Origin of the sequence: Paeniglutamicibacter gangotriensis Lz1y (assembly GCF_000348945.1) — a bacterium.
In the GTDB taxonomy this organism is placed as follows: Bacteria; Actinomycetota; Actinomycetes; order Actinomycetales; family Micrococcaceae; genus Paeniglutamicibacter; species Paeniglutamicibacter gangotriensis.
Window position 1 is genome coordinate 608,474 of the sequence record NZ_AOCK01000001.1, and the last position, 20,621, is coordinate 629,094.

General features: G+C 62.6%; 24 protein-coding genes. 18 read left to right on the plus strand and 6 right to left on the minus strand.

The genetic code is table 11. The annotated features are described in order from the left end of the window. The first annotated feature begins 201 nt into the window (after nucleotides 1-201). The 7 genes from ADIAG_RS02775 (at nucleotide 202) to ADIAG_RS02805 (ending at nucleotide 6,792) form a co-directional block, all read left to right on the plus strand. Entirely contained in the window at nucleotides 202-825 is a 624-nt protein-coding gene (locus tag ADIAG_RS02775) for a hypothetical protein (protein WP_007269780.1), read from the plus strand. A 288-nt stretch (nucleotides 826-1,113) separates the two neighbouring features. Continuing rightward, nucleotides 1,114-2,151, plus strand: a complete 1,038-nt coding sequence (locus ADIAG_RS02780) for an ABC transporter ATP-binding protein (RefSeq protein ID WP_007269781.1) — start codon at nucleotides 1,114-1,116, stop codon at nucleotides 2,149-2,151. After that, the gene (locus ADIAG_RS02785) at nucleotides 2,148-2,903 is read left to right on the plus strand and encodes an ABC transporter permease (protein WP_007269782.1); all 756 of its coding nucleotides are present in this window, start codon (nucleotides 2,148-2,150) and stop codon (nucleotides 2,901-2,903) included. The genes ADIAG_RS02780 and ADIAG_RS02785 overlap by 4 nt, the downstream gene beginning before the upstream one ends. Next, nucleotides 2,900-3,988, plus strand: coding sequence for a sensor histidine kinase (locus tag ADIAG_RS02790; RefSeq protein WP_007269783.1), 1,089 nt, complete (start codon nucleotides 2,900-2,902; stop codon nucleotides 3,986-3,988). The genes ADIAG_RS02785 and ADIAG_RS02790 overlap by 4 nt, the downstream gene beginning before the upstream one ends. Nucleotides 3,989-3,993: 5 nt before the next feature. Continuing rightward, entirely contained in the window at nucleotides 3,994-4,623 is a 630-nt protein-coding gene (locus ADIAG_RS02795; protein WP_200859357.1) for a response regulator transcription factor, read from the plus strand. Nucleotides 4,624-4,681: 58 nt separating this feature from the next. Beyond that, the gene (locus ADIAG_RS02800) at nucleotides 4,682-5,356 is read left to right on the plus strand and encodes a metal-dependent transcriptional regulator (protein WP_007269785.1); all 675 of its coding nucleotides are present in this window, start codon (nucleotides 4,682-4,684) and stop codon (nucleotides 5,354-5,356) included. 149 nt (nucleotides 5,357-5,505) lie between these two features. Beyond that, nucleotides 5,506-6,792, plus strand: coding sequence for a dicarboxylate/amino acid:cation symporter (locus tag ADIAG_RS02805; RefSeq protein WP_007269786.1), 1,287 nt, complete (start codon nucleotides 5,506-5,508; stop codon nucleotides 6,790-6,792). Between the two features lie 58 nt (nucleotides 6,793-6,850). Here ADIAG_RS02805 and ADIAG_RS02810 read toward each other — a convergent pair whose 3' ends face one another. The 3 genes from ADIAG_RS02810 to ADIAG_RS02820 are packed head-to-tail and all read right to left on the minus strand — an operon-like array spanning nucleotide 6,851 to nucleotide 9,446. Continuing rightward, entirely contained in the window at nucleotides 6,851-7,747 is an 897-nt protein-coding gene (locus ADIAG_RS02810) for a metal ABC transporter permease (protein WP_007269787.1), read from the minus strand. Continuing rightward, nucleotides 7,744-8,487 (minus strand): metal ABC transporter ATP-binding protein, encoded by a 744-nt coding sequence (locus ADIAG_RS02815; RefSeq protein ID WP_007269788.1) that lies wholly within the window; start codon nucleotides 8,485-8,487, stop codon nucleotides 7,744-7,746. Before ADIAG_RS02815 ends, ADIAG_RS02810 begins: the two co-directional genes overlap by 4 nt. Then, a complete protein-coding gene (locus ADIAG_RS02820; protein ID WP_007269789.1) occupies nucleotides 8,484-9,446 on the minus strand; it encodes a metal ABC transporter substrate-binding protein in 963 nt (320 codons plus the stop codon). Before ADIAG_RS02820 ends, ADIAG_RS02815 begins: the two co-directional genes overlap by 4 nt. 272 nt (nucleotides 9,447-9,718) lie before the next feature. Here ADIAG_RS02820 and ADIAG_RS02825 point away from each other — a divergent pair, with 272 nt between their 5' ends. Further along, complete coding sequence (locus ADIAG_RS02825) at nucleotides 9,719-10,492, plus strand: VOC family protein (RefSeq protein WP_007269790.1); 774 nt, start codon at nucleotides 9,719-9,721, stop codon at nucleotides 10,490-10,492. Nucleotides 10,493-10,728: 236 nt separating this feature from the next. On the opposite strand, the gene purB is transcribed toward ADIAG_RS02825, so the two are convergent. Next, nucleotides 10,729-12,138: an adenylosuccinate lyase gene (gene purB, locus ADIAG_RS02830; protein ID WP_043473113.1), complete on the minus strand. Its 1,410-nt coding sequence runs from the start codon at nucleotides 12,136-12,138 to the stop codon at nucleotides 10,729-10,731. A gap of 207 nt (nucleotides 12,139-12,345) precedes the next feature. Here purB and ADIAG_RS02835 point away from each other — a divergent pair, with 207 nt between their 5' ends. From ADIAG_RS02835 to ADIAG_RS02875, 10 genes are all read left to right on the plus strand, one after another. Then, nucleotides 12,346-12,663 carry a hypothetical protein gene (locus ADIAG_RS02835; RefSeq protein WP_007269792.1) on the plus strand — a complete coding sequence of 106 codons (318 nt, stop codon included), beginning with the start codon at nucleotides 12,346-12,348 and terminating at the stop codon, nucleotides 12,661-12,663. Between the two features lie 36 nt (nucleotides 12,664-12,699). Then, complete coding sequence (locus ADIAG_RS19860; RefSeq protein ID WP_007269793.1) at nucleotides 12,700-14,124, plus strand: hypothetical protein; 1,425 nt, start codon at nucleotides 12,700-12,702, stop codon at nucleotides 14,122-14,124. A gap of 138 nt (nucleotides 14,125-14,262) precedes the next feature. Beyond that, the gene (locus ADIAG_RS02845) at nucleotides 14,263-14,748 is read left to right on the plus strand and encodes a peptide-methionine (S)-S-oxide reductase (protein WP_007269794.1); all 486 of its coding nucleotides are present in this window, start codon (nucleotides 14,263-14,265) and stop codon (nucleotides 14,746-14,748) included. Between the two features lie 808 nt (nucleotides 14,749-15,556). Continuing rightward, on the plus strand, nucleotides 15,557-16,060 hold the full coding sequence (locus ADIAG_RS02850) for a hypothetical protein (protein WP_235045806.1): 504 nt from the start codon (nucleotides 15,557-15,559) through the stop codon (nucleotides 16,058-16,060). A gap of 107 nt (nucleotides 16,061-16,167) precedes the next feature. Then, nucleotides 16,168-16,473, plus strand: coding sequence for a transcriptional regulator (locus ADIAG_RS02855; protein WP_152426012.1), 306 nt, complete (start codon nucleotides 16,168-16,170; stop codon nucleotides 16,471-16,473). Between the two features lie 299 nt (nucleotides 16,474-16,772). Beyond that, nucleotides 16,773-16,979: a type II toxin-antitoxin system RelE/ParE family toxin gene (locus ADIAG_RS22490; RefSeq protein WP_321162805.1), complete on the plus strand. Its 207-nt coding sequence runs from the start codon at nucleotides 16,773-16,775 to the stop codon at nucleotides 16,977-16,979. Continuing rightward, nucleotides 16,976-17,053, plus strand: coding sequence for a hypothetical protein (locus ADIAG_RS22495; protein ID WP_321162803.1), 78 nt, complete (start codon nucleotides 16,976-16,978; stop codon nucleotides 17,051-17,053). Before ADIAG_RS22490 ends, ADIAG_RS22495 begins: the two co-directional genes overlap by 4 nt. Next, nucleotides 17,028-17,348 (plus strand): HigA family addiction module antitoxin, encoded by a 321-nt coding sequence (locus ADIAG_RS02865; protein ID WP_007269797.1) that lies wholly within the window; start codon nucleotides 17,028-17,030, stop codon nucleotides 17,346-17,348. Before ADIAG_RS22495 ends, ADIAG_RS02865 begins: the two co-directional genes overlap by 26 nt. Continuing rightward, nucleotides 17,345-17,875, plus strand: coding sequence for a GNAT family N-acetyltransferase (locus ADIAG_RS02870; RefSeq protein WP_007269798.1), 531 nt, complete (start codon nucleotides 17,345-17,347; stop codon nucleotides 17,873-17,875). Before ADIAG_RS02865 ends, ADIAG_RS02870 begins: the two co-directional genes overlap by 4 nt. A gap of 178 nt (nucleotides 17,876-18,053) precedes the next feature. Continuing rightward, nucleotides 18,054-18,554: a GNAT family N-acetyltransferase gene (locus tag ADIAG_RS02875; RefSeq protein ID WP_043472698.1), complete on the plus strand. Its 501-nt coding sequence runs from the start codon at nucleotides 18,054-18,056 to the stop codon at nucleotides 18,552-18,554. Nucleotides 18,555-18,563: 9 nt separating this feature from the next. On the opposite strand, the gene ADIAG_RS02880 is transcribed toward ADIAG_RS02875, so the two are convergent. After that, nucleotides 18,564-19,538, minus strand: a complete 975-nt coding sequence (locus ADIAG_RS02880) for a hypothetical protein (protein ID WP_007269800.1) — start codon at nucleotides 19,536-19,538, stop codon at nucleotides 18,564-18,566. A 578-nt stretch (nucleotides 19,539-20,116) separates the two neighbouring features. Further along, a complete protein-coding gene (locus tag ADIAG_RS02890) occupies nucleotides 20,117-20,518 on the minus strand; it encodes a phage holin family protein (protein ID WP_007269801.1) in 402 nt (133 codons plus the stop codon). Nucleotides 20,519-20,621: the final 103 nt, after the last annotated feature.

Sequence of the window (20,621 nt, forward strand, 5' to 3'; positions counted from 1 at the left end):
AGCCTGGCTGTCGGCGCCGATGCCGCGTCCACCTGTCGTTTCAATACCTCCGGGAAGGTTGATACGTTGCCTCAGAAAGGAACCTCCGCGTAGGCACATTGACATGATGGTTGCCTCGGCGCACCATCGGCATACGGACGAAGTACGGAAAAGAACGATCGTCCAAAAATCTTCCGTCTGTTGGCCGAGGGAGACCCCGAAATGAACCGGTCGCAGCTTATGCCCCAGCCGGTCAGCGGTGCCCATGAGGAACTGGCCGCAGTTCGCTTGGTTTCCGTTGCCGAAATGCTTCGGATGATTCCTCGCGCTGAGCAGGGTGGCACCGATCAGGAGCGTGGTCTTGCCGCGGCCAATGCGTTTTATGAGCACGGCGTCGGACGAGCTGCGGCCGAACACGTATCCAGTCTGAGGGATGCGGGGCACACTGCGCAGATGAAGCCAGGCTTCTGGGAACGAATCATGGAGTCACTTGAATCGTCGCCGATGCCCGAACAGGAGTGGGAGCCCCTGCTCGAGATTCTAGGCGACGAGATCCTGGGCAAACTCACAGGGGTTTCGGACTCATCAATGCGCCGCTACCGCAACGGTGAACGCAAGACGCCCGATGAGGTGGCAGGCCGGCTGCATTTCACGGCACTGATAGTTGCCGACCTGTTGGGCAGCTACAACGCGTTCGGCGTACGTCGTTGGTTCGGGCGCCCCCGGGCACAACTGCATGGTTCATCGCCGCTGGAGATGCTCGAGCCGGAATGGGCTCCGGAAGACTCAGGGCCGCAGGCCATCAGGGAATTGGCAGCGGCGCTTCTGGCCCCGCTGGCATCGTGATCGTTTTTAGACATTCGGCCCGGGGCATCCTCTTCTTCTGGGATGCTCCGGAGCAACCGGCGGCACGGTGGCATCGGGACGGCGAAGGCCCTGTGCAGTATCTGGCCAACACTCCCGACGGGACTTGGACCGAATTCCTACGGCATGAAGGAATCATCGGATAGAGATACTTGGACTGAAACAAGCGCACACTTTGAGTATTTCTCACCACAGCGACCGAAGACATCAAGATATAGATATCCCAAAAACAGCCGGCCTTCGCGCATCCCATGCAGCAGAATCCGTGCCATGACAACGGTCATGGCAATACATGACTTTTTGCACTTCTACCGCCGAGACGGACCGGGCAGACTCGAGGGCATGGATACCTCGCTCGGCACGACCAATCAGCAAGCGGCATCGTCACCCCCGGCGAGCGCTGCGGCTCTTCGCCTTCAGGGCGTACACAAGTCATTTCACACCAACCAGGGACCGTTCGAGGCGGTGGCCGGAATCGACCTGGAGGTCGGAACCGGTGAAATCATTGCCTTCCTCGGTCCCAATGGGGCGGGCAAGACCACGACCATCGACATGATGCTCGGACTGACGGCACCGACCTCCGGCACCATCACGGTTTTCGGCAAAAGCCCGCGCGCCGCGGTGGAAGCAGGTGAAGTATCAGCGGTGCTGCAGACCGGAGGGTTGCTGCGCGACCTCACGGTGCGCGAAACTGTCATGGCCATCGCCGCCCTGCACGGTGCCAGGGACCGGGTGGACACGGTTATGGAACGCACCGACATCACCTCCCTGGCCAAACGCAAGGTCTCCAAATGCTCGGGCGGAGAGCAGCAACGGCTCAAGTTCGCCCTGGCCTTGCTGCCAAATCCGCGGCTGTTGATCCTTGATGAGCCCACCGCGGGCATGGACGTCGCGGCACGTCACGCGTTTTGGGAGACCATGCGCCAAGATGCGTTGGAGGGCCGCACGGTCCTGTTTGCCACCCACTACCTCGAAGAGGCCCAGGACTTCGCCGAACGCACGGTGCTCATTGGCCGGGGACAGGTGCTGGCCGATGGCCCGACCTCCCGGCTTCGCGCCATGACCGGAGGCCGGGTGGTCAGTGCCACCCTGCCAACGGATAAGCCCACCGCTGCGGCACTCACGGCCTTGGAATCCCTCGACGAGGTTTCCTCGGTGCGGCTCAAGGGCCACCGGGTCTCGGTAACGGGTCCCGCCTCGGATGATGCCGCGCGGCTGCTGCTCGGTGAGCTTGCCGCAACCGACCTGGAAATCACCGCGCCCAGCCTTGACGCTGCCTTCATGGAACTGACCGGAGAGAAGCCATGAACCCCACCTACGTGCGCATCGAACTCACCCGACAAATCCGTGACGTCGGGAACCTGATGTTCACCATCTTCATGCCGGTTCTCATGTACCTGCTCTTTGGGAACATGTTTGGTGGTGGGGGAGAGGCAGCAGGAAACGGCAACGTGAAGTTCTACATCATGGCGTCCATGGCCGCCTACGGGGCTGCCGTTGCCACCACCTCGATCGCCGGCACCGCAGCCACCGAATCCCTGCTCGGCTGGGGCCGGCAGGTGGCGTTGACCCCGATGAAACCCGCTGGCTTCGTGATGTCCAAGGTCTGTGTAGCGCTGATCGTCGCCGCGGTTTCCGCGGCCGCGGTGTTTGCCCTGGGCTCCGCCACCGGTGCGAAGGCCGATGACTGGCGAATCTGGACCGTCAGCTACGTGGTGGCAGTGTTGGGGTCCTCGATCTTTGCGCTGTACGGCATGGGGGTGGGCATGAGCTTCAAATCCGAGACCGCCATTGGTGTTGCCAGCGGCGGCATGGTGTTCTTTGCCTTCTTCGGTAACGTGTTTCTGCCCTTGAGCGGGACCATGCTGGATATCGCCCGGTTCACCCCGATGTATGGGTACGCGGGGCTGGTGCGCTGGCCGTTGCTGGAGGGCGCAGGTGCCTCCGCCGATGCACCGACAGACTCGATCTGGCTGCTTGTGGCTAACCTTGGTGCATGGGCATTTCTCTTCGCACTTCTCGCGCTGTGGGCGGTCCGTGGCTCGCAGGCCCGCCGGTGAGCCCGGAGCTGGAAGAAACACATTCCTTCTGGTCACGCTACGGGTGCCTGCTGGCGGTTGTCTGGATCGTTTTTCTGATCTTCCCGATCCTGACCATCACAGAATCCTCGCTGCCGGGTCCGGCCCGGGTGGCCGGCTACGGGCTGATAGCCGCCTTCGGGGTGGTCTACGTCTGGGCCTTTTGCGCCAACAGCGCGCTGCTGGGGGTCAGTGCCGAGGGCCACGGCAAGGCCTGGTACCCGTTCGGTGCGCTGCTGCTCATCACGGCGGCCAGCGTTCCGTTCCTGGGCGAGGGGGCTATCAGCTACGGACCGTTCCTGATCAGCTTCGCCGCCTACCTGCTCTCGATCCGCGTCATGTGGATCGTCAACACCGTGGTGTTTGGGGTGAGCCTCGCGGTGGCGATATTCGTGGGGATCGAGGATTTCGTGTTCCTGCTGGGCTTGCTGCTGGTGTTGATGACCGTCAACGCGGTCAATACCAACCTGATTCGCCGCGGCATCGTCGCCGACGGCCTGCGACTCGACAACGCGGTGCTCACCGAGCAAGAACGGATGGCCAGGGATGTGCATGATGCGTTGGGGCACTCGCTGACCGCCGTTGGGCTCAAGGCCCAATTGGCCGAACGCCTGCTGGACTCCGACCCCGAGGCTGCCCGGGCCGAACTGCAACAGATCCGAGCCCTCACCATCGAGGCCATGGACTCGATCCGCGCCACGGTGGGCGGGCTGCGCCGTGCCACCCTGGCCGAGGAGCTCGTCTCGGTGCGCGCAGCCCTCCACGATGCCGGGGTGGACGCGGTGCTTATTGGCAACGCCGCGCATCTTGACCCGGTACGCTCCACCACCCTGTCCTGGATCCTGCGGGAGGCTGCCACCAATGTGTTGCGCCATGCCCACGCCACCACCTGTTGGATCCGTATCGGTGAGAGCAACTTGAGCATCGAGGATGACGGGGATTCGCTGGCCGGAAGCCGGGAAGGTCATGGTATCCGCGGCATGCGCGAGCGCGCCAAGCTGGCCGGGGCACACTGCGAGATCGGTGACTCCGGGCACGGCGGTACCAAGGTGGGTCTTTCGTGGTGAACCAGATGGCCGGATCGATGGCCGCCGAGCCCATCCGGGTGCTCTTGGCCGATGACCAGGCCCTGGTGCGTGGGGCGCTGGCTGCCCTGCTGAACTTGGAAGAAGACATTGAAGTGGTGGCCCAGGCCGGGGACGGTGCGCAGGTGGCGCAGCTCGCCCTAGAACACCGCGTGCAGGTGGCACTGCTCGATATCCAGATGCCCGGCACCAATGGGCTGGCCGCCGCGACCCAATTGCGCCAGCGGCTCCCGGACTGCAAGGTGCTGATGGTGACGACGTTCGACCGGCCGGGGTATCTGCGGGCCGCGTTCGATGCCGGTGCCAGCGGTTTCCTAGTCAAGGACACTCCCTCGGCCGAGCTTGCCGCCGCGGTGCGCAGCGTGCATGCAGGTGGAAGGGTGTTAGACCCTGCCCTGGCCGCGACCTCGCTGCTGAACGGAGCCAACCCGCTTACGGAACGAGAACGTGAGGTCTTGGGTTGCGCGCAGTCAGGAAAACCCGTGGCCCAGATCGCTGCGGGATTGCACCTGTCTGTCGGTACCGTGCGCAACCACTTATCGAGCGCCATCGGCAAAACCGGGGCGTCGAATCGCATCGAGGCCGCGCACCTGGCTCACGACCAGGGCTGGATCTAGGCTGGCGGGCAGAAAACACGGGGGCAGCTGAGCTCGGTGCCTCTGTAGACTCGTAGGCATGTCGGTTTCGGAACTTTCGGTCAGCACGCAGAACTACTTGAAGGTCATCTGGGGCCTGTCCGAATGGTCGGATGAGCCTGTCACCGCAACGGACATCGCCCAAAAATCCGGGCTTAAGGTGTCCTCGGTCTCCGATGCGGTGCGCAAGCTGACCGCCCAGGGGCTGGTGAGCCATGCCCGTTACGGGTCGGTGGAACTCACGGAACTAGGCCGTAAGTACGCCCTGGACATGGTGCGCCGGCACCGGTTGCTGGAAACCTTTCTGGTCCAGGTCCTGGACTACGACTGGGATCAAGTCCACGACGAGGCGGAAAACCTTGAGCACGCCATGAGCGACTTCATGGTCGAGCGCCTCGACAAGTTCCTGGGCCACCCGACCCGCGACCCACACGGTGACCCGATCCCGGGCGCCGACGGGGCGCTCGCCGTGCCCGATGCGGTGCTGCTGAGCAGTGTGGAGCCCGGGACACGGGTCATTGTTGAGCGGATCAATGACGAGGACCCAGCCCTGCTGCAGTACCTCAGCGCCCACGGCGTCATCCCGGGCGTAGGCCTGATGGTCGCTGACCAAGAACCGTTCTCCGACGCGGTGCAGGTGGCGCTCGAGCACGGCTCCGGGAAGCTCGCGCTGGGTCGCAGGGCCGCGGAGGCACTGCACGTCTCGCAGGCCTAAGGAGGTGCGGGAGTTGGGCGCCGGGGCAGGGGGTCCGCTAAGGATTTCGAAGAATGGCTGGCACGGCCTATTATGGCTGAGGCGTGTCCTGCGCCACAACCAGCTTGCGCCTTGTTACGCGCTACGATCCCGTCGACTTGAGGACCCCCATGAAGCTGCTGAAATCGATTCCCCTGCTCGGCTGGATCCTGGTCGCCATTGTGCTGGGCATCCTCACCGGACCGGTGATGCCCGCTTGGCTTGGTGGGGTGTTCCTGACTTATAACTCGATCTTCTCGGGATTCCTCGGCTTCATCGTGCCACTGATTATCCTGGGCCTGGTCATGCCCGCCATCGCCGAACTTGGCAAGGGCGCCGGGAAATGGCTCGGCATCACCGCGCTGATTGCCTACGGCTCCACCATCCTCGCCGGACTGCTGGCTTACTTCGTCAGCCGGTGGCTGTTCACCCCGTCGCTGTCGGGCAGCGGACTGGCCGAACTCGGCGACGACGATGATTCGGGCTTCGAACCGTTCATCAGCGTGGTGGGCTCCGCGGGTGACTCGGCCACCGAGATCGTGCTTGAACCGGTGATCGGCGTGATGAGCGCATTGATCCTGGCCTTCGTGATCGGCATTGGCCTCACCGCATTCCATTCCAAGGTGCTCTTCCGCGGGGCCATCGAGTTCCGCACCATCATCGAGTCGGTGATCCGCCGCATCATCGTGCCGGCGCTGCCACTGTTCATCTTCGGCATCTTCATGGACCTCTCCGCCAGCGGTGCAGCGGTCACGATCGTGACCAAGTTCCTGCTCGTGGCGCTGGTGTCCTTTGCCCTCACCTTTGTCGTGCTGTTGATCCAGTACACCGTGGCAGGAACCATGGCAGGAAAAAACCCGTTCAAGGCGCTGTGGAACATGCGCGATGCCTACTTCACGGCGCTGGGCACCTCCTCCTCGGCCGCTACGATTCCTGTCACCCTTGAATCAACCAAGAAGAACAACGTCTCCAACTCGGTGGCTGGCTTCGTGGTGCCGCTGTGCGCCACGATCCACCTCTCCGGCTCGATGGTCAAGATCACCTGCTTCTCGATCGCTGTCCTGCTGCTCACCGGCGGGGACGTCAGCTTCGGCGCGTACCTGCCCTTCATCTTGATGCTCGGCGTCATGATGATCGCCGCACCGGGTGTTCCCGGCGGGGCGATCGCCGCGGCAGCGGGCCTGCTGGCACAGATGCTCGGCTTCGGAGAGGTCGAGGTCGGACTCATGTTCGCCGCGTACATCGCCCTGGACAGCTTCGGCACCGCAACCAACGTGACCGGCGACGGCGCCATTGCGATGATCATGAACAAGCTCACCCGCGGCAACCTTGGCGCCCAAGCGCAGGATCCTGCGGATGAAGAGGTCCAGACGGCAGTGCCCGACGCCACGACCGAATCCCACACTCTGGCCCAGTAGTCCACGCGGCCCGAAAGTACAGCTGGTGCCGACGCTGCAGGGCAGCGTCGGCACCAGCTTAGTTTTGCGAGTTCTCGGAGACCGGTTTGTCCCCGGCGCGCGCCCGGCGCACCAAGGCGGCGATGCGCCGGCCCAGCAGCCCCTGCGCGGGGGCAAAGAGATAGACCAGCGCGAACACCGCTCCCTGGACCAGCACGATCATGCCGCCGGAGGCGGTGTCCAGGTAGTAGCTGGCATACAGCCCGATGACCGCGCAGGTCACCGAGACCGTCGGGGCGATCACCAGCATCCGCCCGAACCTGTCGGTGAGCAGGTGCGCCGTGGCTCCGGGGATGATCAGCATCGCCACCACCAGGATCACACCCACCGCCTGCAACGCCACCACGGAAGTCAGCGCCAGCAGCCCCAACAAGGCAGCCCCCAGCAGTCGCGGGTTCAATCCGATGGCGTGGGCGTGGGTGGCATCAAAAGCAAAAAGCGTGAAGTCCCTGGCCTTGAGCAGCAACACGCCCAGGGCCAGGGCCCCCAGGATTAGGATCTGCACCAGTTCGGCCCGCGAAACTCCCAGCAGGTTGCCGAAGATGATGTGCCCCAAATCGGTTTCCGAGGGCGTCACGGAGATCAACACCAGCCCCAGGGCGAAGAGCGTGGAGAAGACGATGCCGATGGCGGCATCCTCCTTGATGCGGCTGGTGTCGCGCACCGCCCCGATCAGCCCGACCGCCAGGAATCCGAAGAGCAGTGCCCCAATGGCAAAGGGCACCGAGAACATATAGGCCAGTACGACGCCCGGGAGCACCGCATGGGAGACCGCATCTCCCATCAGCGACCAGCCGATGAGCACCAGCCAGCAGGAGAGCACCGCGCAGACGGCCGCGGCGGTCACCGCGGTGGCCAGTGCGTTGAGCATGAAGCCGTAGCCCAGAGGTTCGAGAACCAGCTCGAGCAGGTTCATGCGGCATCCCCCCTGACCAGGACGTCAAGGCCGAAGGCCAGGGCGAGGTTTTCCGGACGCAGCACGGTGCGCGGGTCCCCGTGCATCAGCACCTTGCGCATCAAGAGCACCGCCTCGTCGGCAAGATCCGGTAGCGCGTGCAGGTCGTGGGTGGAAATCAGGATGGCGGCCCCGGCGGCGGCCTGTTCGCGCAGCAGCCGGGTGATGGTGGCCTCGCTTCTCTTGTCGACCCCGGCGAACGGCTCGTCGAGTAGCAACACCGTGGCGTCTTGGGCAATGCCGCGGGCCACGAAGGCGCGCTTCTTCTGGCCTCCGGAGAGCTGCCCGATCTGCCGGTGCGCGTAACCCGTGAGCTCCACGCGTTCCAGGGCCTGATCCACCGCCAGCTTGTCCGTAGTGGATGGGCGGCGGGTGAAACCCATGTGCCCGTAACGGCCCATCATCACCACGTCGTGCACCGAGACCGGGAAGGACCAATCGACCTCCTCGGACTGCGGAACATACCCGATCGCCGCCGCCTTCCTGGCCTTGGCCGGGCTGCCGCCATTGATAAGCACCGTCCCGGCCTCGGGTTTGAGAAGCCCCATGATGGCCTTGAACAAGGTGGATTTGCCGGACCCGTTCATGCCCACCAGCCCGCAGATACGCGAGGGATTCAGTTGCAGGCTGGCCCCGTCGAGGGCCAAGACCTCGCCGTAGCGCACCGTCAGGTCGACTGCGTCGATGGCCGGTGTGCTCATTCGGTGCCCCCGGTCATCGCTTCAAGGATCACGTCGGAGTCGTGGCGGATCATGTCCAGGTAGGTGGGGACCGGGCCGTCGGCCTCGGAGAGTGAATCGACGTAGAGTGTGCCTCCGAAGACAGCATCGGAGCCCTGTACCACCTGTTGCATGGGGGCATCGGAGACAGTGGATTCGCAGAAGACCGCCGGCACCTTGTTCTCTTGGACGAACTCGATCACCGAGACGATCTGTCGAGGGGAGGCCTGCTGCTCGGCGTTGACGGCCCAGATGTACTTTTCCCGCAGGCCGACGTCGCGGGCCAGATAGGAGAAGGCGCCCTCGCAGGTCACCAACGCCCGCTCGTTCTCCGTCAGCCCGGAGAGCCCGGCGAGCAGGTTTTCTTGCAGCGCCTGCAGCTCGGCAGTGTAGGTGGCGGCATTATTTGTGTAGTGCTCGCGGTTATCCGGGTCCAACTCGATGAACGCGTCACGGATATTGGCAACGTATTTCTGCACGTTCAGCGGGCTCATCCAGGCGTGCGGGTTGGGTTTTCCGGCGTCGGCATCCTCGGTGATGTCCATGACCTCGATTCCGTCGCTGAGCACTACGTGCGGCACCTCGAATTCGGCGACGAACTGCCCGAACCAGGCCTCGAGGTTCAGCCCGTTGTCCAAGATCAACTGCGCCTTCGAGGCCTTGGCGATGTCCTGCGGAGTGGGTTCATATCCGTGGATCTCCGCCCCGACCTTGGTGATCGATTCGACCGCGAGCTTGTCTCCGGCGACGTTCTGCGCGATATCAGCCAGCACGGTGAAGGTTGTCAGCACGACAGGCAGGTCCTCGGAGTTCTGGGTGGCGGGGGCCTCGGGGGAGCCGCATCCGGCTAGGGTCGCGGCCAGGGAGAGGCCGACCAAGGTAGCGGTCAGACGGTGGCCCCACCGATGGAATACCGCTGGGGGCTGGAAAGGATTCGTCATTGAGGTCCTAATCGGTCAGTCGTGTCGATGTGCGGGGAGAGTCGGTGAATAATTCATGTTACGCCATGACGTACACGATTGTACGTCTAGACGTAACCTTATGGCCGGATGTCCGTGAGAGAGGCAACTGTGGCTGGGATCGGCGCCCCGGAAGACTCATGCACGAACCACCGACAGGTATCCGATGGGAACCATTGATGTGATGCGGTCACCGGCATAGAATCGCCCGTGGATCCACATTCGTACACCACTTTTGATTGGTCGGAGTCGTCATGCCCAAGCCCGAGCTGCCCGTCGGATCGCCCTGCTGGATCGATCTGTTGACATCGAACCCGGAGAAATCCAAGGAGTTCTACAACGCGCTCTTTGGCTGGACCTACGAGACCGGGGACCAGGAAAAGTACGGCGGCTACGTCACCGTGTCCAAGGGCGAGGCGATGGTCGCCGGGATTATGAAGAACGACGGAACCTCCGGTTCCCCCGACACCTGGACGACCTACCTGCGCGTGGAGGACATCGACGCTGCGGCGAAGTCCGCGGCCGTGCATGGCGGACAGATCTACATGCCCCCCATGGAGGTTCCCGACCAGGGCAAGATGGCGATGTTCGCGGATGCCTCGGGTGCCGCCGTCGGGATCTGGGAATTCGGCGGGCACACCGGCTACCAGTTGGCTGCCGAGAACGGGGCACCGGCCTGGCACGAGCTCTTCACCCGGGACTTCGAGCCGGCCGTGAAGTTCTACCAGGACGTCTTCGGCTGGAAAACCGCAATGGTCGGCGACACCGACGAATTCCGGTACACCACCCTCGGGGAAGGCGACAACGCGAAGGCCGGCATCATGGACGCCAGTTTGTTCTTGCCCGAGGGGGCCCCGCCCAGCTGGCACGTGTACTTCGCGGTCGACAATGCCGATGACGTGGTTTCCAAGACCCTGACCCTGGGCGGGGCGGTCCTCCAGCCCGCCCAGGACACGCCATTCGGGCGCAACGCCGCGCTGACGGATCCCACCGGTGCGGAGTTCTGGATCACCCAGGACATCGGCTAGGGAAAGTAGCCAAAGGAACCGCCGCAATGGTTCCCCGCTCGGGGGATTCATTGACGCCGGCGCCCGTTACGTGGGGTGCGAGGCGCCGGCGTCAATGGATATTGGGGCCCGTGCTGACGCCCATCGCCGCGGACGCCAGGACCGAAGAAACGTGTAGACGACTGTGGCCGCGTTCGGAAATACTCGGAACGCGGCCACAGCTTAGTGAACTGGTGCGAGGCAACCCCGCCCGGGAGTTACTTCTTCAGGTGGTCGACCAGCTTCGAAGCAATGCCGTTGTAGGAACCCGGGGTCAGCGCCAGCAGGCGTGCCTCGGCCTCGGCGGACAGGCCCAGCGTGGAGACGAACTCCTGCATGCGGGCCGCATCGACGCGCTGGCCGCGGGTCAGGTCCTTGAGTCGCTCGTAGGGGTTCTCCATCCCTTCGACCCCGGCGATGGACTCGGCGCGCATGACCATCTGGATGGCCTCACCGAGCACCTCCCAGTTGTTCTCAAGGTCCTCGGCCAGTACGGCCTCGGCAACGTCCAAGCGGTCAAGGCCCTTGGCAACGTTGGAGATCGCCAGCAGCGAGTGACCAAAGGCGGTGCCGATGTTGCGCTGCGAGGAGGAGTCGGTGAGGTCGCGCTGCCAGCGGCTGGTCACCAGGGTGGCACCCAGGGTGTCGAGCAGGCCGTTGGAGATTTCCAGGTTCGCCTCGGCGTTTTCGAAGCGGATCGGGTTGACCTTGTGTGGCATCGTCGAGGAACCGGTGGCACCTGCCACGGGGACCTGCGCGAAGTAGCCGATGGAGATGTAGCTCCACACGTCGGTGCACAGGTTGTGCAGGATCCGGTTGAAGCGTGCCATATCCGCGTAGAGCTCGGCCTGCCAGTCGTGCGATTCGATCTGGGTGGTCAGCGGGTTCCAAGTCAATCCCAGGCCCTCGACGAAGGTGCGCGAGACTTCCTGCCAGTCAGCGGCGGGGACCGAAGCGTAGTGGGCGGCGTAGGTGCCGGTGGCGCCGTTGATCTTGCCCAGGAACTCGGTCTTTTCGATACGGTCCAGCTGGCGGGTCAGGCGCCAGGCCAACACCGCCATTTCCTTGCCCAGAGTGGTGGGGGTGGCCGGCTGTCCATGGGTGCGCGAGAGCATCGGCACGTCGCGGGAATCCTCGGCCATGGTGGTGATCTGGGCGACCAGCTCGCAGGCGGCCGGCAGCCATACGTTGGTGACAGCGTCCTTGATCCCCAGGGCGTAGGAGAGATTGTTGATGTCTTCGGAGGTGCAGCCGAAGTGCACCAGCGCGGTGAGGTTCTCGACGCCGATGTTGCCCAGGCGGCGGCCAATGTAGTACTCCACAGCCTTCACATCGTGGACCGTCACGGCCTCGATCTCGGCCAGTTCGGCTACGGAAGCCGCATTGAAGTCGGTGACGATCTTGCGCAGTGCACTGCGCTGGGCGGCGGTGAGCGGGGAGGTGCCCGGAAGTACGGAGTTGTCGGTCAGGTGGATCAACCACTCGACTTCCACGTGGACGCGGTCGCGGTTCAATGCCGCTTCGGAGAGGTGGTCGACCAACGGGGCCACTGCGGCACGGTAACGACCGTCCAGGGCGCCAAGGGCGAGGGGTTCGGATGCAAGTGAAATGCGCGCGGAATCAGCCATGGTGCCCATTCTTTCACGATTCAACGCTTCGGTACCCAGTGCGTGACGACGCCCACTTCATCGAAGCCGCCGAATGATCAAGGGTCTAGTTGTCCACAGCTTGTCTGATCCGGCGTCCCGCCGTGGTCGGGCGCTGTCAGCGTAGGTCTCAAGGACGCAGTGCCGGGCCGCCCGGCGTCATCAAGGAAAGGGAACGGTGGAAAGACGATGCTTGAAGCAATCGCCGATGAAATGCTCATGCGGGTGGTCGCCACCCAGGCGGCGGTGTATCGGGCCCGCGCGCAGCTTGAACAGGTGCTGGGCTTGGAATGGGAGTCCCCGGCCGGTCGTGCGTTCAGGGACAGGGCGGGGGAGCTAGCCGCGAAGATCGCAGATCTGGACGCGCGGCTGGAATCGGCGCGCGGTGAAATCTGGGCCGCTCGTGCAGATCTGGCCGAGCTCGAGGCCATCATCCTGTCCACCATGGGTGCACCGGGTCCGATCATGGCACCCGGCGGGCTGCCCCGCGGGTTGCTCGGCGGCTGAATATCGCAGACGGCGTGACCAAGAGGAGCAAGAAGGATGGGCTATGAAGTGCGCGGGGGACCGGGATCCATCAAGTTCTCGGTCACCGAGCTTGAACGAACGACCACGATGCTGGGAAGGGCCGCCTCCGAACTGATGGAGGGGACCTCGACATTGGCCCGCATGCCGGTCTTTCCTGCGGCGATGCTGGCATTGGGACCCTTGACGATGCGTGGACAGGTGTTGGCCGCGGTGCGGGGTGTGGCCGAGGCAGCCGGAATGTGCACGGCACGGGCAGCCGAGACCACGGCGTTGGCAGTCAAGGTCTCCACCGCCCGGTTCCGCTATGAACAAACCGAGGCCCTGGTGGGCAACGGAATCAATGCGGTGCGTGGCACCCTGCTGCCTCTGGCGGTGATGCGGGACCTGGCAGAGAACAAGGGCCGGCCACGGACCGAAACCACCGAGGACATGATCAACCAGTTGCCCGAGTTCCTGGGACTTCCCTTCTCGCTGCTGCGGGATCTCGAACATGGCGGTGCGTTCGAGGCGCCGTTGGCAGATCGGCTGTATCCGCAACTGACCGATTTACTCACCGGCCAGAACCTCCTGCACCTGGGTCCCATCGAAATCCGGGGCAGGGCCCCGGAGCGTGTCATGGAATTCGACGGGACCGTCGAATCACTCATGGAGCTGCAGCAATTGGCGGAGCGCGAACCTCCGGGCAGCTTGCTGGTCACCCGAATCGATGCACCCGAGGGACCTGTCTACGTCGTGACGATTCCCGGGACCCAGTCCGATCCGCTGCGCGAGATGAACGAGGACGTCAAAAAGCTCGGGGGAGCGGGGCCGCAGGATGGGATGGAAAACCCCTGGGACGGGATCGGCATCGTTGAAGGAATGGGAAACGACTCCAAGAACCTGCGTGCACCGGTCGAGGATGCCTTGCGCGATTCCGGGGCCAACGATGGGAACCTTGTATTGGTCACCGGATACAGCCAGGGCGGCATCCACGCGGTGAACATCGTCAACGACGAGCGACTGAATAAGTTGTTCCGCTTCGAATACCTCACGACCTTCGGCTCACCCACCGGACAGCTGCCGGTTCCGCGAGACACCCACGCCCTGCATCTGGAGGACAAGAACGATCCGGTGCCGGGGACCGACGGGAGCAGAAATCCCGATGACCGCAACCGACTAACGGTGATCTTCAATGGTCCTGATGGCTCGCGGGAGTTGGGCAACGATGGGTTCGGTGAGGCCCACAAGTTGGATAACTACGAGTCGCACATCCAGGAACTGCGTGGCTCCCCGGACCCGGGAGTCACCGAATCTCTGGGCTTGCTGGGCCTGATCCTGGGTGGGCGGCGGCAGGGCAAGATCCGCTCATACCAATTGGGGCGGCGCCCCAAACCAAAAATGGTGTTGCCGAAGACGAACAAGAAACACGAGGGGTTCTACAAGTCGACACCCGGGAAGTAAGTGTGTTGTTTCGATACGAACAAACTGGGCCGGGCGGCGACGTGGAGGTTGAAACGATACGCGGTGGGATTTCGCTTCGACGTCTGATCGACCGTTGTCTCTTGTCGCGTGGCGCGGCCGTAGTATCAGGATATGGACATGGAATTCGAGACTGAAGACATTCATTTCGCGGGTGGCTGTCTCTGGGGTGTGCAGGCCTTTATGACGACATTAATGGGCGTGACGTTCACTGAGGCCGGAAGGGTTAACGGCACCAGCCCCTCCATCGACAGTGACTACGATGGGTACGCCGAATGCGTACGGACGCGATTTGATCCGACCGTCGTGAGCGTCGAACAACTGATGGTGTGCTTCTTCGAGATCATTGACCCTTACAGCGTGAATAAACAAGGGCCGGATGCCGGCGAGAAGTATCGCACCGGCGTGTACTCCGACAGGTTGACGCATCTCGAACGGGCGCAAGCCTTCATCGCCGCGAGAGGCGACGCCGATCGCATCGCAGTCGAGGTACTGCCACTCACCAACTATGTGAGAAGTGCCGACGCACACCAGCATCGGCTCGCGCGTTTCCCCGAGGACTCCTGCCACATTCCCGAGGAATTGCTGAACAAGTACCGCAGCTGAACGGCCGCGAGTGCTGAGTGGAATGCATCCGGCCCACCGGTCTTTCACTGAGCTACGGCGCGCGGCAACGTCGAGCGCATAGCTGCATGGGTGGACCAGATCTACTCCCTCGTGCGGACGGCGCTGCGGATTCGCGCGACTGACGAAGGTGCGGGGTGCCGCTTTCGACTTGATGGACGAAGCTGACGGTCAGGGGCCTGCCCCATAACGTTTGCTAACCGTGGAGACGTGGTTGAATTCAGGTTCTCGCTCTAATGTCCGATCGACCGCTCCGGTCGCCGATGTGTAAACTGCTTCATTCCCACGTTGCAGGTCGCTCAAGCAAACTAGCTGCAACTGAGACCAGTTCCGCCTGCCTCGGTAGGTCCAGTGCCGGTCTTCACCGTTGTCGGGCGATGTTTGCAGACGAGGACATCAAGGTCGGACGCTAGGTAAGTGGAGATCCGTGCCTATCGCAGCAGGGTGTGGGAGGCCAGTAGTCCGCTGTCGCGCACTTCAGGGATGTCGTTGACCGCTACGGGTTCGATGCACAGCGTCCTGAGGTTACATCTGCAGCGCTAGCCCTGGCCGGACTCGCCATCTGCGTGCGACTCGGGCATGGAACGGGAGTAACGATGCCCGCGCTCATCCGGACGTATCCCTGATGGGTCTCGCAGTAAGCCGCTGCGGCGCGTATGCAAACTGGAGTCAGCGGCAGAAGTGCGGACTGAGCCAGTCGTTGAGCACCGCCACGAGAAGGGCTCCTCGAAGGGAGTTCCGTTCGGGTTAACGCGGACTGTGCGGCGGCAGCCCCCTTGATCGCTCAAGGTTGCTTAACCACACGTTAAGTGATTTACTCAACTTCATGGAAAGTGACCTTGAAGATCAACGTGACCATACGTCCGCGAGGGATGCGCTCGATGCCATCGGGAACGATCGCGGCCGTGTTGGGGATCGGATGTCGGCTGAAACCTGGTGGGCCGCTCCAGCGCAGGGGTTTGCTGCGGCGCTGCTGGTTGCGGGCCCATTTGCCGGGTTCCAATGGGCGTGGCTGCTCTTTTTGGCGAGCGTGTTGGTCTCCGTTGGCGTTGAAGTGTTGTTCCGCAAACGCAGCGGCCTCAATATTTCCCGTCCTGCAGGACCGCGCGGTCGCGCCCTACTGATCGGCCTGATCCACCTGCACGTAGTCTCGCTTGGGGTCAGTGTGATGTTCACGGTCATGGGCTTAAGCGGTTGGATTCTCGTCGTCGCCGCAATTGTAGGCATGTGCACCGCGCTCGGGGTCGTGGCTTACGACCGTATCTACGCAGCAGAGGTGCGTCGTGAGAGATGAAGGAGATGCCCTTATGACAGCGCGAGAATCCGGCTTGTCCTCGATGTGTCGGGTCTCGGCGTGCAATATCCGCAGCGGTTATGCGCGGATTATCCAAGGGAACCGCTGTGCGCACTGAGCCCCGCTTTGACGAGATGATCCATGCACCAACGCGGCTACGACTGTGTGCGATGCTTCGCCCACTCGCCGGGGCCGAATTTTCGGCGATCGCGGCGATGCTTGAGCTCAGCGAGGCGAACCTCTCGAAGACGGTTCGGAACCTCGTCGAGCTTGGCTACCTCAGCAGCAGTAAGCGGGCCTCGCCCGAGCGGTCGGACGCACGCCAGATCACCACCATCAAACTCACCCCACTGGGTCGCCGCGCCTTCGACGGGCACCTCGCCGCTCTGCGCGCGATGGCGGGGGATCAGTAACCCCAGTCGGGCACCCCGCCCATTACCAGCGCGGTCACGCTGCATCACGAGCGCGCGTACAGCGTTCTGCGGGCAGTCGCGCTCCAGATATCGAACCTCGTCGCCGCGTGGATTTGCCTGCTCCAGATAGCTAGTGCGATCAGTCGAAGCTTCCGCTGATCCGAGGAAGTAGCCCCGGCCAGCTTGGATGCTCGGGCGTGAATATAGCTCCACTCGCGCAGTTGTTCCACAAGTAAAAACGCGGTTGAATTTGGTTTAACGTCTAGCGTTATTGACGCATCGCGTTATACGCTGGTCGTGTGATCAGATCGTTCGGCAGCAAGGACACCGAGCGCATCTGGCATGAGCAGTACGTCAAACGTGTCGACCGGACGGTGCAGCGAACAACATTGCGGAAGCTCGAACTGCTCCATGCGGCGAAGGATATCGAGGATCTCCGGATCCTACCGGGAACCGATTGGAGCGGCTGGTCGGCGACCGCCGTGGGCAGCACAGCATTCGGGTGAACGCGCAGTGGCGTCTTTGCTTCATCTGGAGAGAAGGAGGTGCGGACGATGTCGAACTCGTCGACTACCACTGAGACCGACTCGATTGATCCAATCCATCCGGGAGAGATCCTGATGGAGGACTTCATCGAGGGCTTCGGAATCACGCAGAACAAACTGGCCGTGTCGATCGAAGTTCCTCCACGTCGTATCAACGAGATCGTGCACGGCAAGCGGGGAATCACGGCTAATACGGCCATTCTTCTGGCACGGTACTTCGGGACCTCCGAGGAGTTCTGGATGAACCTGCAGTCGAATTACGAGCTGCGGCTCGAGCGGCGCGCATTGAGGGACAAGGTCGCAGCGATCATCCCGCTGAAGGCCGCGTGAACGCTCAGTTGGAGGCGCGGCTCATTGCGCAGGACCAAGTTGACGCCGTGCAGCGAGTCATGGAATCGAATGCTCAGTATTCGTGGCATGTAAGTGGTGCCCAACCGACTCCAACCGCGGCCTCGGACGTGCTCACGGCTTTGCCGCCGAACGTGAGCATCACGCAGAAAGTGGACCTCGGGCTTTGGGATGGTGGAGACCTGGTTGCCTTCGCCGATGTGCTGATCGGCTGGCCATCTTCTTCAACGGCCCACATCGGTCTGCTCATGACCGAGCGCAGCCGCCACGGAGAGGGGCTAGGTCGGCAGATGCACGATGCCGTACTCGATCTCGTCAGTGGTCGTACCGACGTTCAGACGCTCCGGGTGTCGATCGTTGACGCCAACTCAGATCTGGCCGAGCCGTTCTGGATCCGGCTCGGCTATGAATCAACCGGCGAAGCGGCGCCGTATTTCTCAGGGAGTGTGGAGTCGACGGCTCGCATCTGGGCGCGGCCAGTCGAGACCTCGCGGATGTTCTCTAATTAACGAAACGCCGCGGAATTCCGCTTCAACGTCTGATCGGCGGCGGTCGGCTTGCGATCGTTGTCGTGCATTACCGGGTGTTTGAGCGCTCCCGAGTCTTGCGACTCTTGACGTTGTAGGCCGACCAGTGCCGGCCCGCAGGAACCTTGACTAACAGATCTCGTTGGAGTTCAGTGTCCGTATGCTTGATCGTTTGTCGCTCCGCCCGCTTCGTATCGAGGATGCGGAGGCAATGACCACCGTTCTTGAAGATTCTTCGCTATATGCATTCACCGGAGGAACGCCACCCACCACGGCAGAACTTGCACGCCGGTATGCTGTGCAGATCAGGGGGTACTCGGCCGACCGCTCGGAAGAATGGATCAACTGCATCGTGTTGATCGGCCCGCAGCAGGAGGCTATCGGTTTCGTGCAGGCTACGATTTTCGAGGATGGAAAGTCCGCCGAGATTTCTTGGGTCATCGGAAAACCTTGGCAAGGTCGAGGGTACGGTGGTCACGCTGCCGAGCTGCTCGTCCAAGATCTGGTCCGGCGCCATATTCGTCGTATCGTCGCTCAGATTCACCCGGAGCATGAGGTGTCGCAGCGCATTGCTACTCGTCTGGCGATGGCACCCACGAGCACCGTCGTTGATGGAGAAGTCCGGTGGGAGCGCGCGATCGCAGTTCCGGACGCCGAGTGAAGTCTCGCCCTATACAGGCATGCCGCTGTAACCCATCGGGGTGACCCACACGTGGGCGGTAACAATCTTTCGCCCGCTCGCTTGGGCATTACGCAGGGACGGGACGTTGTCAGGATGGATATGTCCCCACAGCACGTCGTTAGTAGTCGAGGGAACCTCGTGGCACAACCGCTGCAAGGCAGCGACACCGACACGACTTCCTCGGTGTGCTGAATCGAGGACAATCTCCTGCATACAGAATCCAGCAAGTCCGTATGCATCATCACGCTCAGCCGCGACGACGCCTGCCGAGGTGCCGTTGACCCGAATGTCGAAGAGAAGGCCTTCCTCGGCGGCATCCTCGAGCGTGTCGGCGTCGGCTGGTGTGGCCCACTGATCGAGCTGAGGCTGTGCTCGCCTAAGCTCGTCATAAATTGCTGCGACACGTCTTTGCGCTTCCGCAGGACCGCAAGGAACGAGCGACACCTCGTCGTAGCGGCTGTCCAGCGGCTGTTCAAGCATTTCCGCCACCGGACGCCCCACGACCAGCAGATCAGGCGTAGCTCGTCCGGCATCCGCCTCCGAAGCCGCAATCGTTCGAAGTCCCGTCCCTGGATCTGGCAAATTGACTCGAAAGCACAGTGGCGAGAATGCGCTGAAGTGAGACAAGATCTCACCGAGAGCCGCAAGACCGGCGGGCTCCGGAGGGAGCGATGTTGCGAATACGTCGACAAACGGCTTCTCGATGTCTCGACCTCGAAACCTGATACCCGCGATGGCCCAATGTCCATCCGATAGCTCGATCCGCCTGTTCGCCCACGCCAGCGGATCCTGTACGGGAAGCTGCACCATATCTCGGATCTGGCCACCCCATTCCGCGTCTCCGACGAGAGCAAGACTTGGCTCAAGCCAATGCGCCAAGTTATCTCGCCACCTCGGTGACCAGTTCTTGATCTGTGAGGAGGTCCAGCTCTCGGCAGCTTCTAGTGCATCGGAAGTCATCATCAGGGTAAACCTATCAACGCCGGGGACTAATGCGCGGATTGGCTCGATAACCTTGGTGGGGGCTCGTGGGAGCAGGTCGTGGCCGCTCTAGAGGTTCTCAGGGAGCTTGGCCCTCATCTGGATAGACCACTTGTGGATACCGTCACGGCTCTCGCCATCAGAAGATGAACGTACTCCGATCAGGTACATCGGGGAAGAGCGAATCGCATCAATGCGTCAGCGACCCGGGATGAGCACCTGAGTCGAGTTCTTAGTGGTGTAAACGTTGTACCCGTCTTCAACCCGGAATTTGTTAGCCATCGGCCACGAGGCAATCGCTTCACCGTGTACGTCGTAAATTACTGCCGCGCCGCGCGGCCCTGTCGAGATCACGCCGCGCGGCGTTGAACGACGCGATGTCTTCGACAGATTGCTACGGGCGCTGAAAGACCGGGCTGAGGTCCGCGGCGCCGCCGAGGCTCGCAACGAAGAGTGGCTGCTCTCCCACGAGGAGCTCATGCGCGAGTTTGATCTCTGATGCTGCGCGAGGAACCTGGAACGTTCCTGTCTTGAAAGTCCCGCCCGGTATGCTCCGAGGCTTACCGCTTGGACGGGGTCATCCAGCCCATCAGTGCGGAGATGATCGAGATGATCAGGGCGCCGAGGATGGCGTCCCAGAAGAACGTGTCCACGTTCAGGCCCATGGGCAGGTATTGGGTCAGCCAGGAGGTGAGCATCAACATGCCGGCGTTGATCACCAGCGTGAACAATCCGAGGGTCAGGCAGGTGATGGGCATCGACAGCAGGCTCACGATCGGCCGGACCACCGCGTTGACCAGCCCGAAGACCAATCCCACGACCAGATAGGCCAGGACCGTGCCAAGGGTCTGGTCCGAGGACGGTGCGGCGCTGACGGTGATGCCGGGGATGATCCACGCGGCGGCGGCAAGGGCCAGCGCGTTGATCACTACCCTGAAGATAAACGCAATCATGAGTCCCATACTGGCATAAGACTTCGCTTCCGTGCGGGAGAAAAGCCCGCTTCCCAGAAGGTTGGCAGGATTGCCCGAAACACAACGGTATTGTGCCGCCTGTAGCGGCTAA

Excerpts from the sequence above, each read along its gene's own strand:
- ADIAG_RS02775 (WP_007269780.1), top strand. The coding sequence starts at position 202 with ATGAACCGGTCGCAGCTTATGCCCCAGCCGGTCAGCGGTGCCCATGAG.
- ADIAG_RS02780 (WP_007269781.1), top strand. The coding sequence starts at position 1,114 with ATGACAACGGTCATGGCAATACATGACTTTTTGCACTTCTACCGCCGA.
- ADIAG_RS02785 (WP_007269782.1), top strand. The coding sequence starts at position 2,148 with ATGAACCCCACCTACGTGCGCATCGAACTCACCCGACAAATCCGTGAC.
- ADIAG_RS02795 (WP_200859357.1), top strand. The coding sequence starts at position 3,994 with ATGGCCGGATCGATGGCCGCCGAGCCCATCCGGGTGCTCTTGGCCGAT.
- ADIAG_RS02800 (WP_007269785.1), top strand. The coding sequence starts at position 4,682 with ATGTCGGTTTCGGAACTTTCGGTCAGCACGCAGAACTACTTGAAGGTC.
- ADIAG_RS02805 (WP_007269786.1), top strand. The coding sequence starts at position 5,506 with ATGAAGCTGCTGAAATCGATTCCCCTGCTCGGCTGGATCCTGGTCGCC.
- ADIAG_RS02810 (WP_007269787.1), bottom strand. The coding sequence starts at position 7,747 with ATGAACCTGCTCGAGCTGGTTCTCGAACCTCTGGGCTACGGCTTCATG.
- ADIAG_RS02815 (WP_007269788.1), bottom strand. The coding sequence starts at position 8,487 with ATGAGCACACCGGCCATCGACGCAGTCGACCTGACGGTGCGCTACGGC.
- ADIAG_RS02820 (WP_007269789.1), bottom strand. The coding sequence starts at position 9,446 with ATGACGAATCCTTTCCAGCCCCCAGCGGTATTCCATCGGTGGGGCCAC.
- ADIAG_RS02825 (WP_007269790.1), top strand. The coding sequence starts at position 9,719 with ATGCCCAAGCCCGAGCTGCCCGTCGGATCGCCCTGCTGGATCGATCTG.
- purB (WP_043473113.1), bottom strand. The coding sequence starts at position 12,138 with ATGGCTGATTCCGCGCGCATTTCACTTGCATCCGAACCCCTCGCCCTT.
- ADIAG_RS02835 (WP_007269792.1), top strand. The coding sequence starts at position 12,346 with ATGCTTGAAGCAATCGCCGATGAAATGCTCATGCGGGTGGTCGCCACC.
- ADIAG_RS19860 (WP_007269793.1), top strand. The coding sequence starts at position 12,700 with ATGGGCTATGAAGTGCGCGGGGGACCGGGATCCATCAAGTTCTCGGTC.
- ADIAG_RS02845 (WP_007269794.1), top strand. The coding sequence starts at position 14,263 with ATGGAATTCGAGACTGAAGACATTCATTTCGCGGGTGGCTGTCTCTGG.
- ADIAG_RS02865 (WP_007269797.1), top strand. The coding sequence starts at position 17,028 with ATGTCGAACTCGTCGACTACCACTGAGACCGACTCGATTGATCCAATC.
- ADIAG_RS02875 (WP_043472698.1), top strand. The coding sequence starts at position 18,054 with ATGCTTGATCGTTTGTCGCTCCGCCCGCTTCGTATCGAGGATGCGGAG.
- ADIAG_RS02880 (WP_007269800.1), bottom strand. The coding sequence starts at position 19,538 with ATGATGACTTCCGATGCACTAGAAGCTGCCGAGAGCTGGACCTCCTCA.
- ADIAG_RS02890 (WP_007269801.1), bottom strand. The coding sequence starts at position 20,518 with ATGGGACTCATGATTGCGTTTATCTTCAGGGTAGTGATCAACGCGCTG.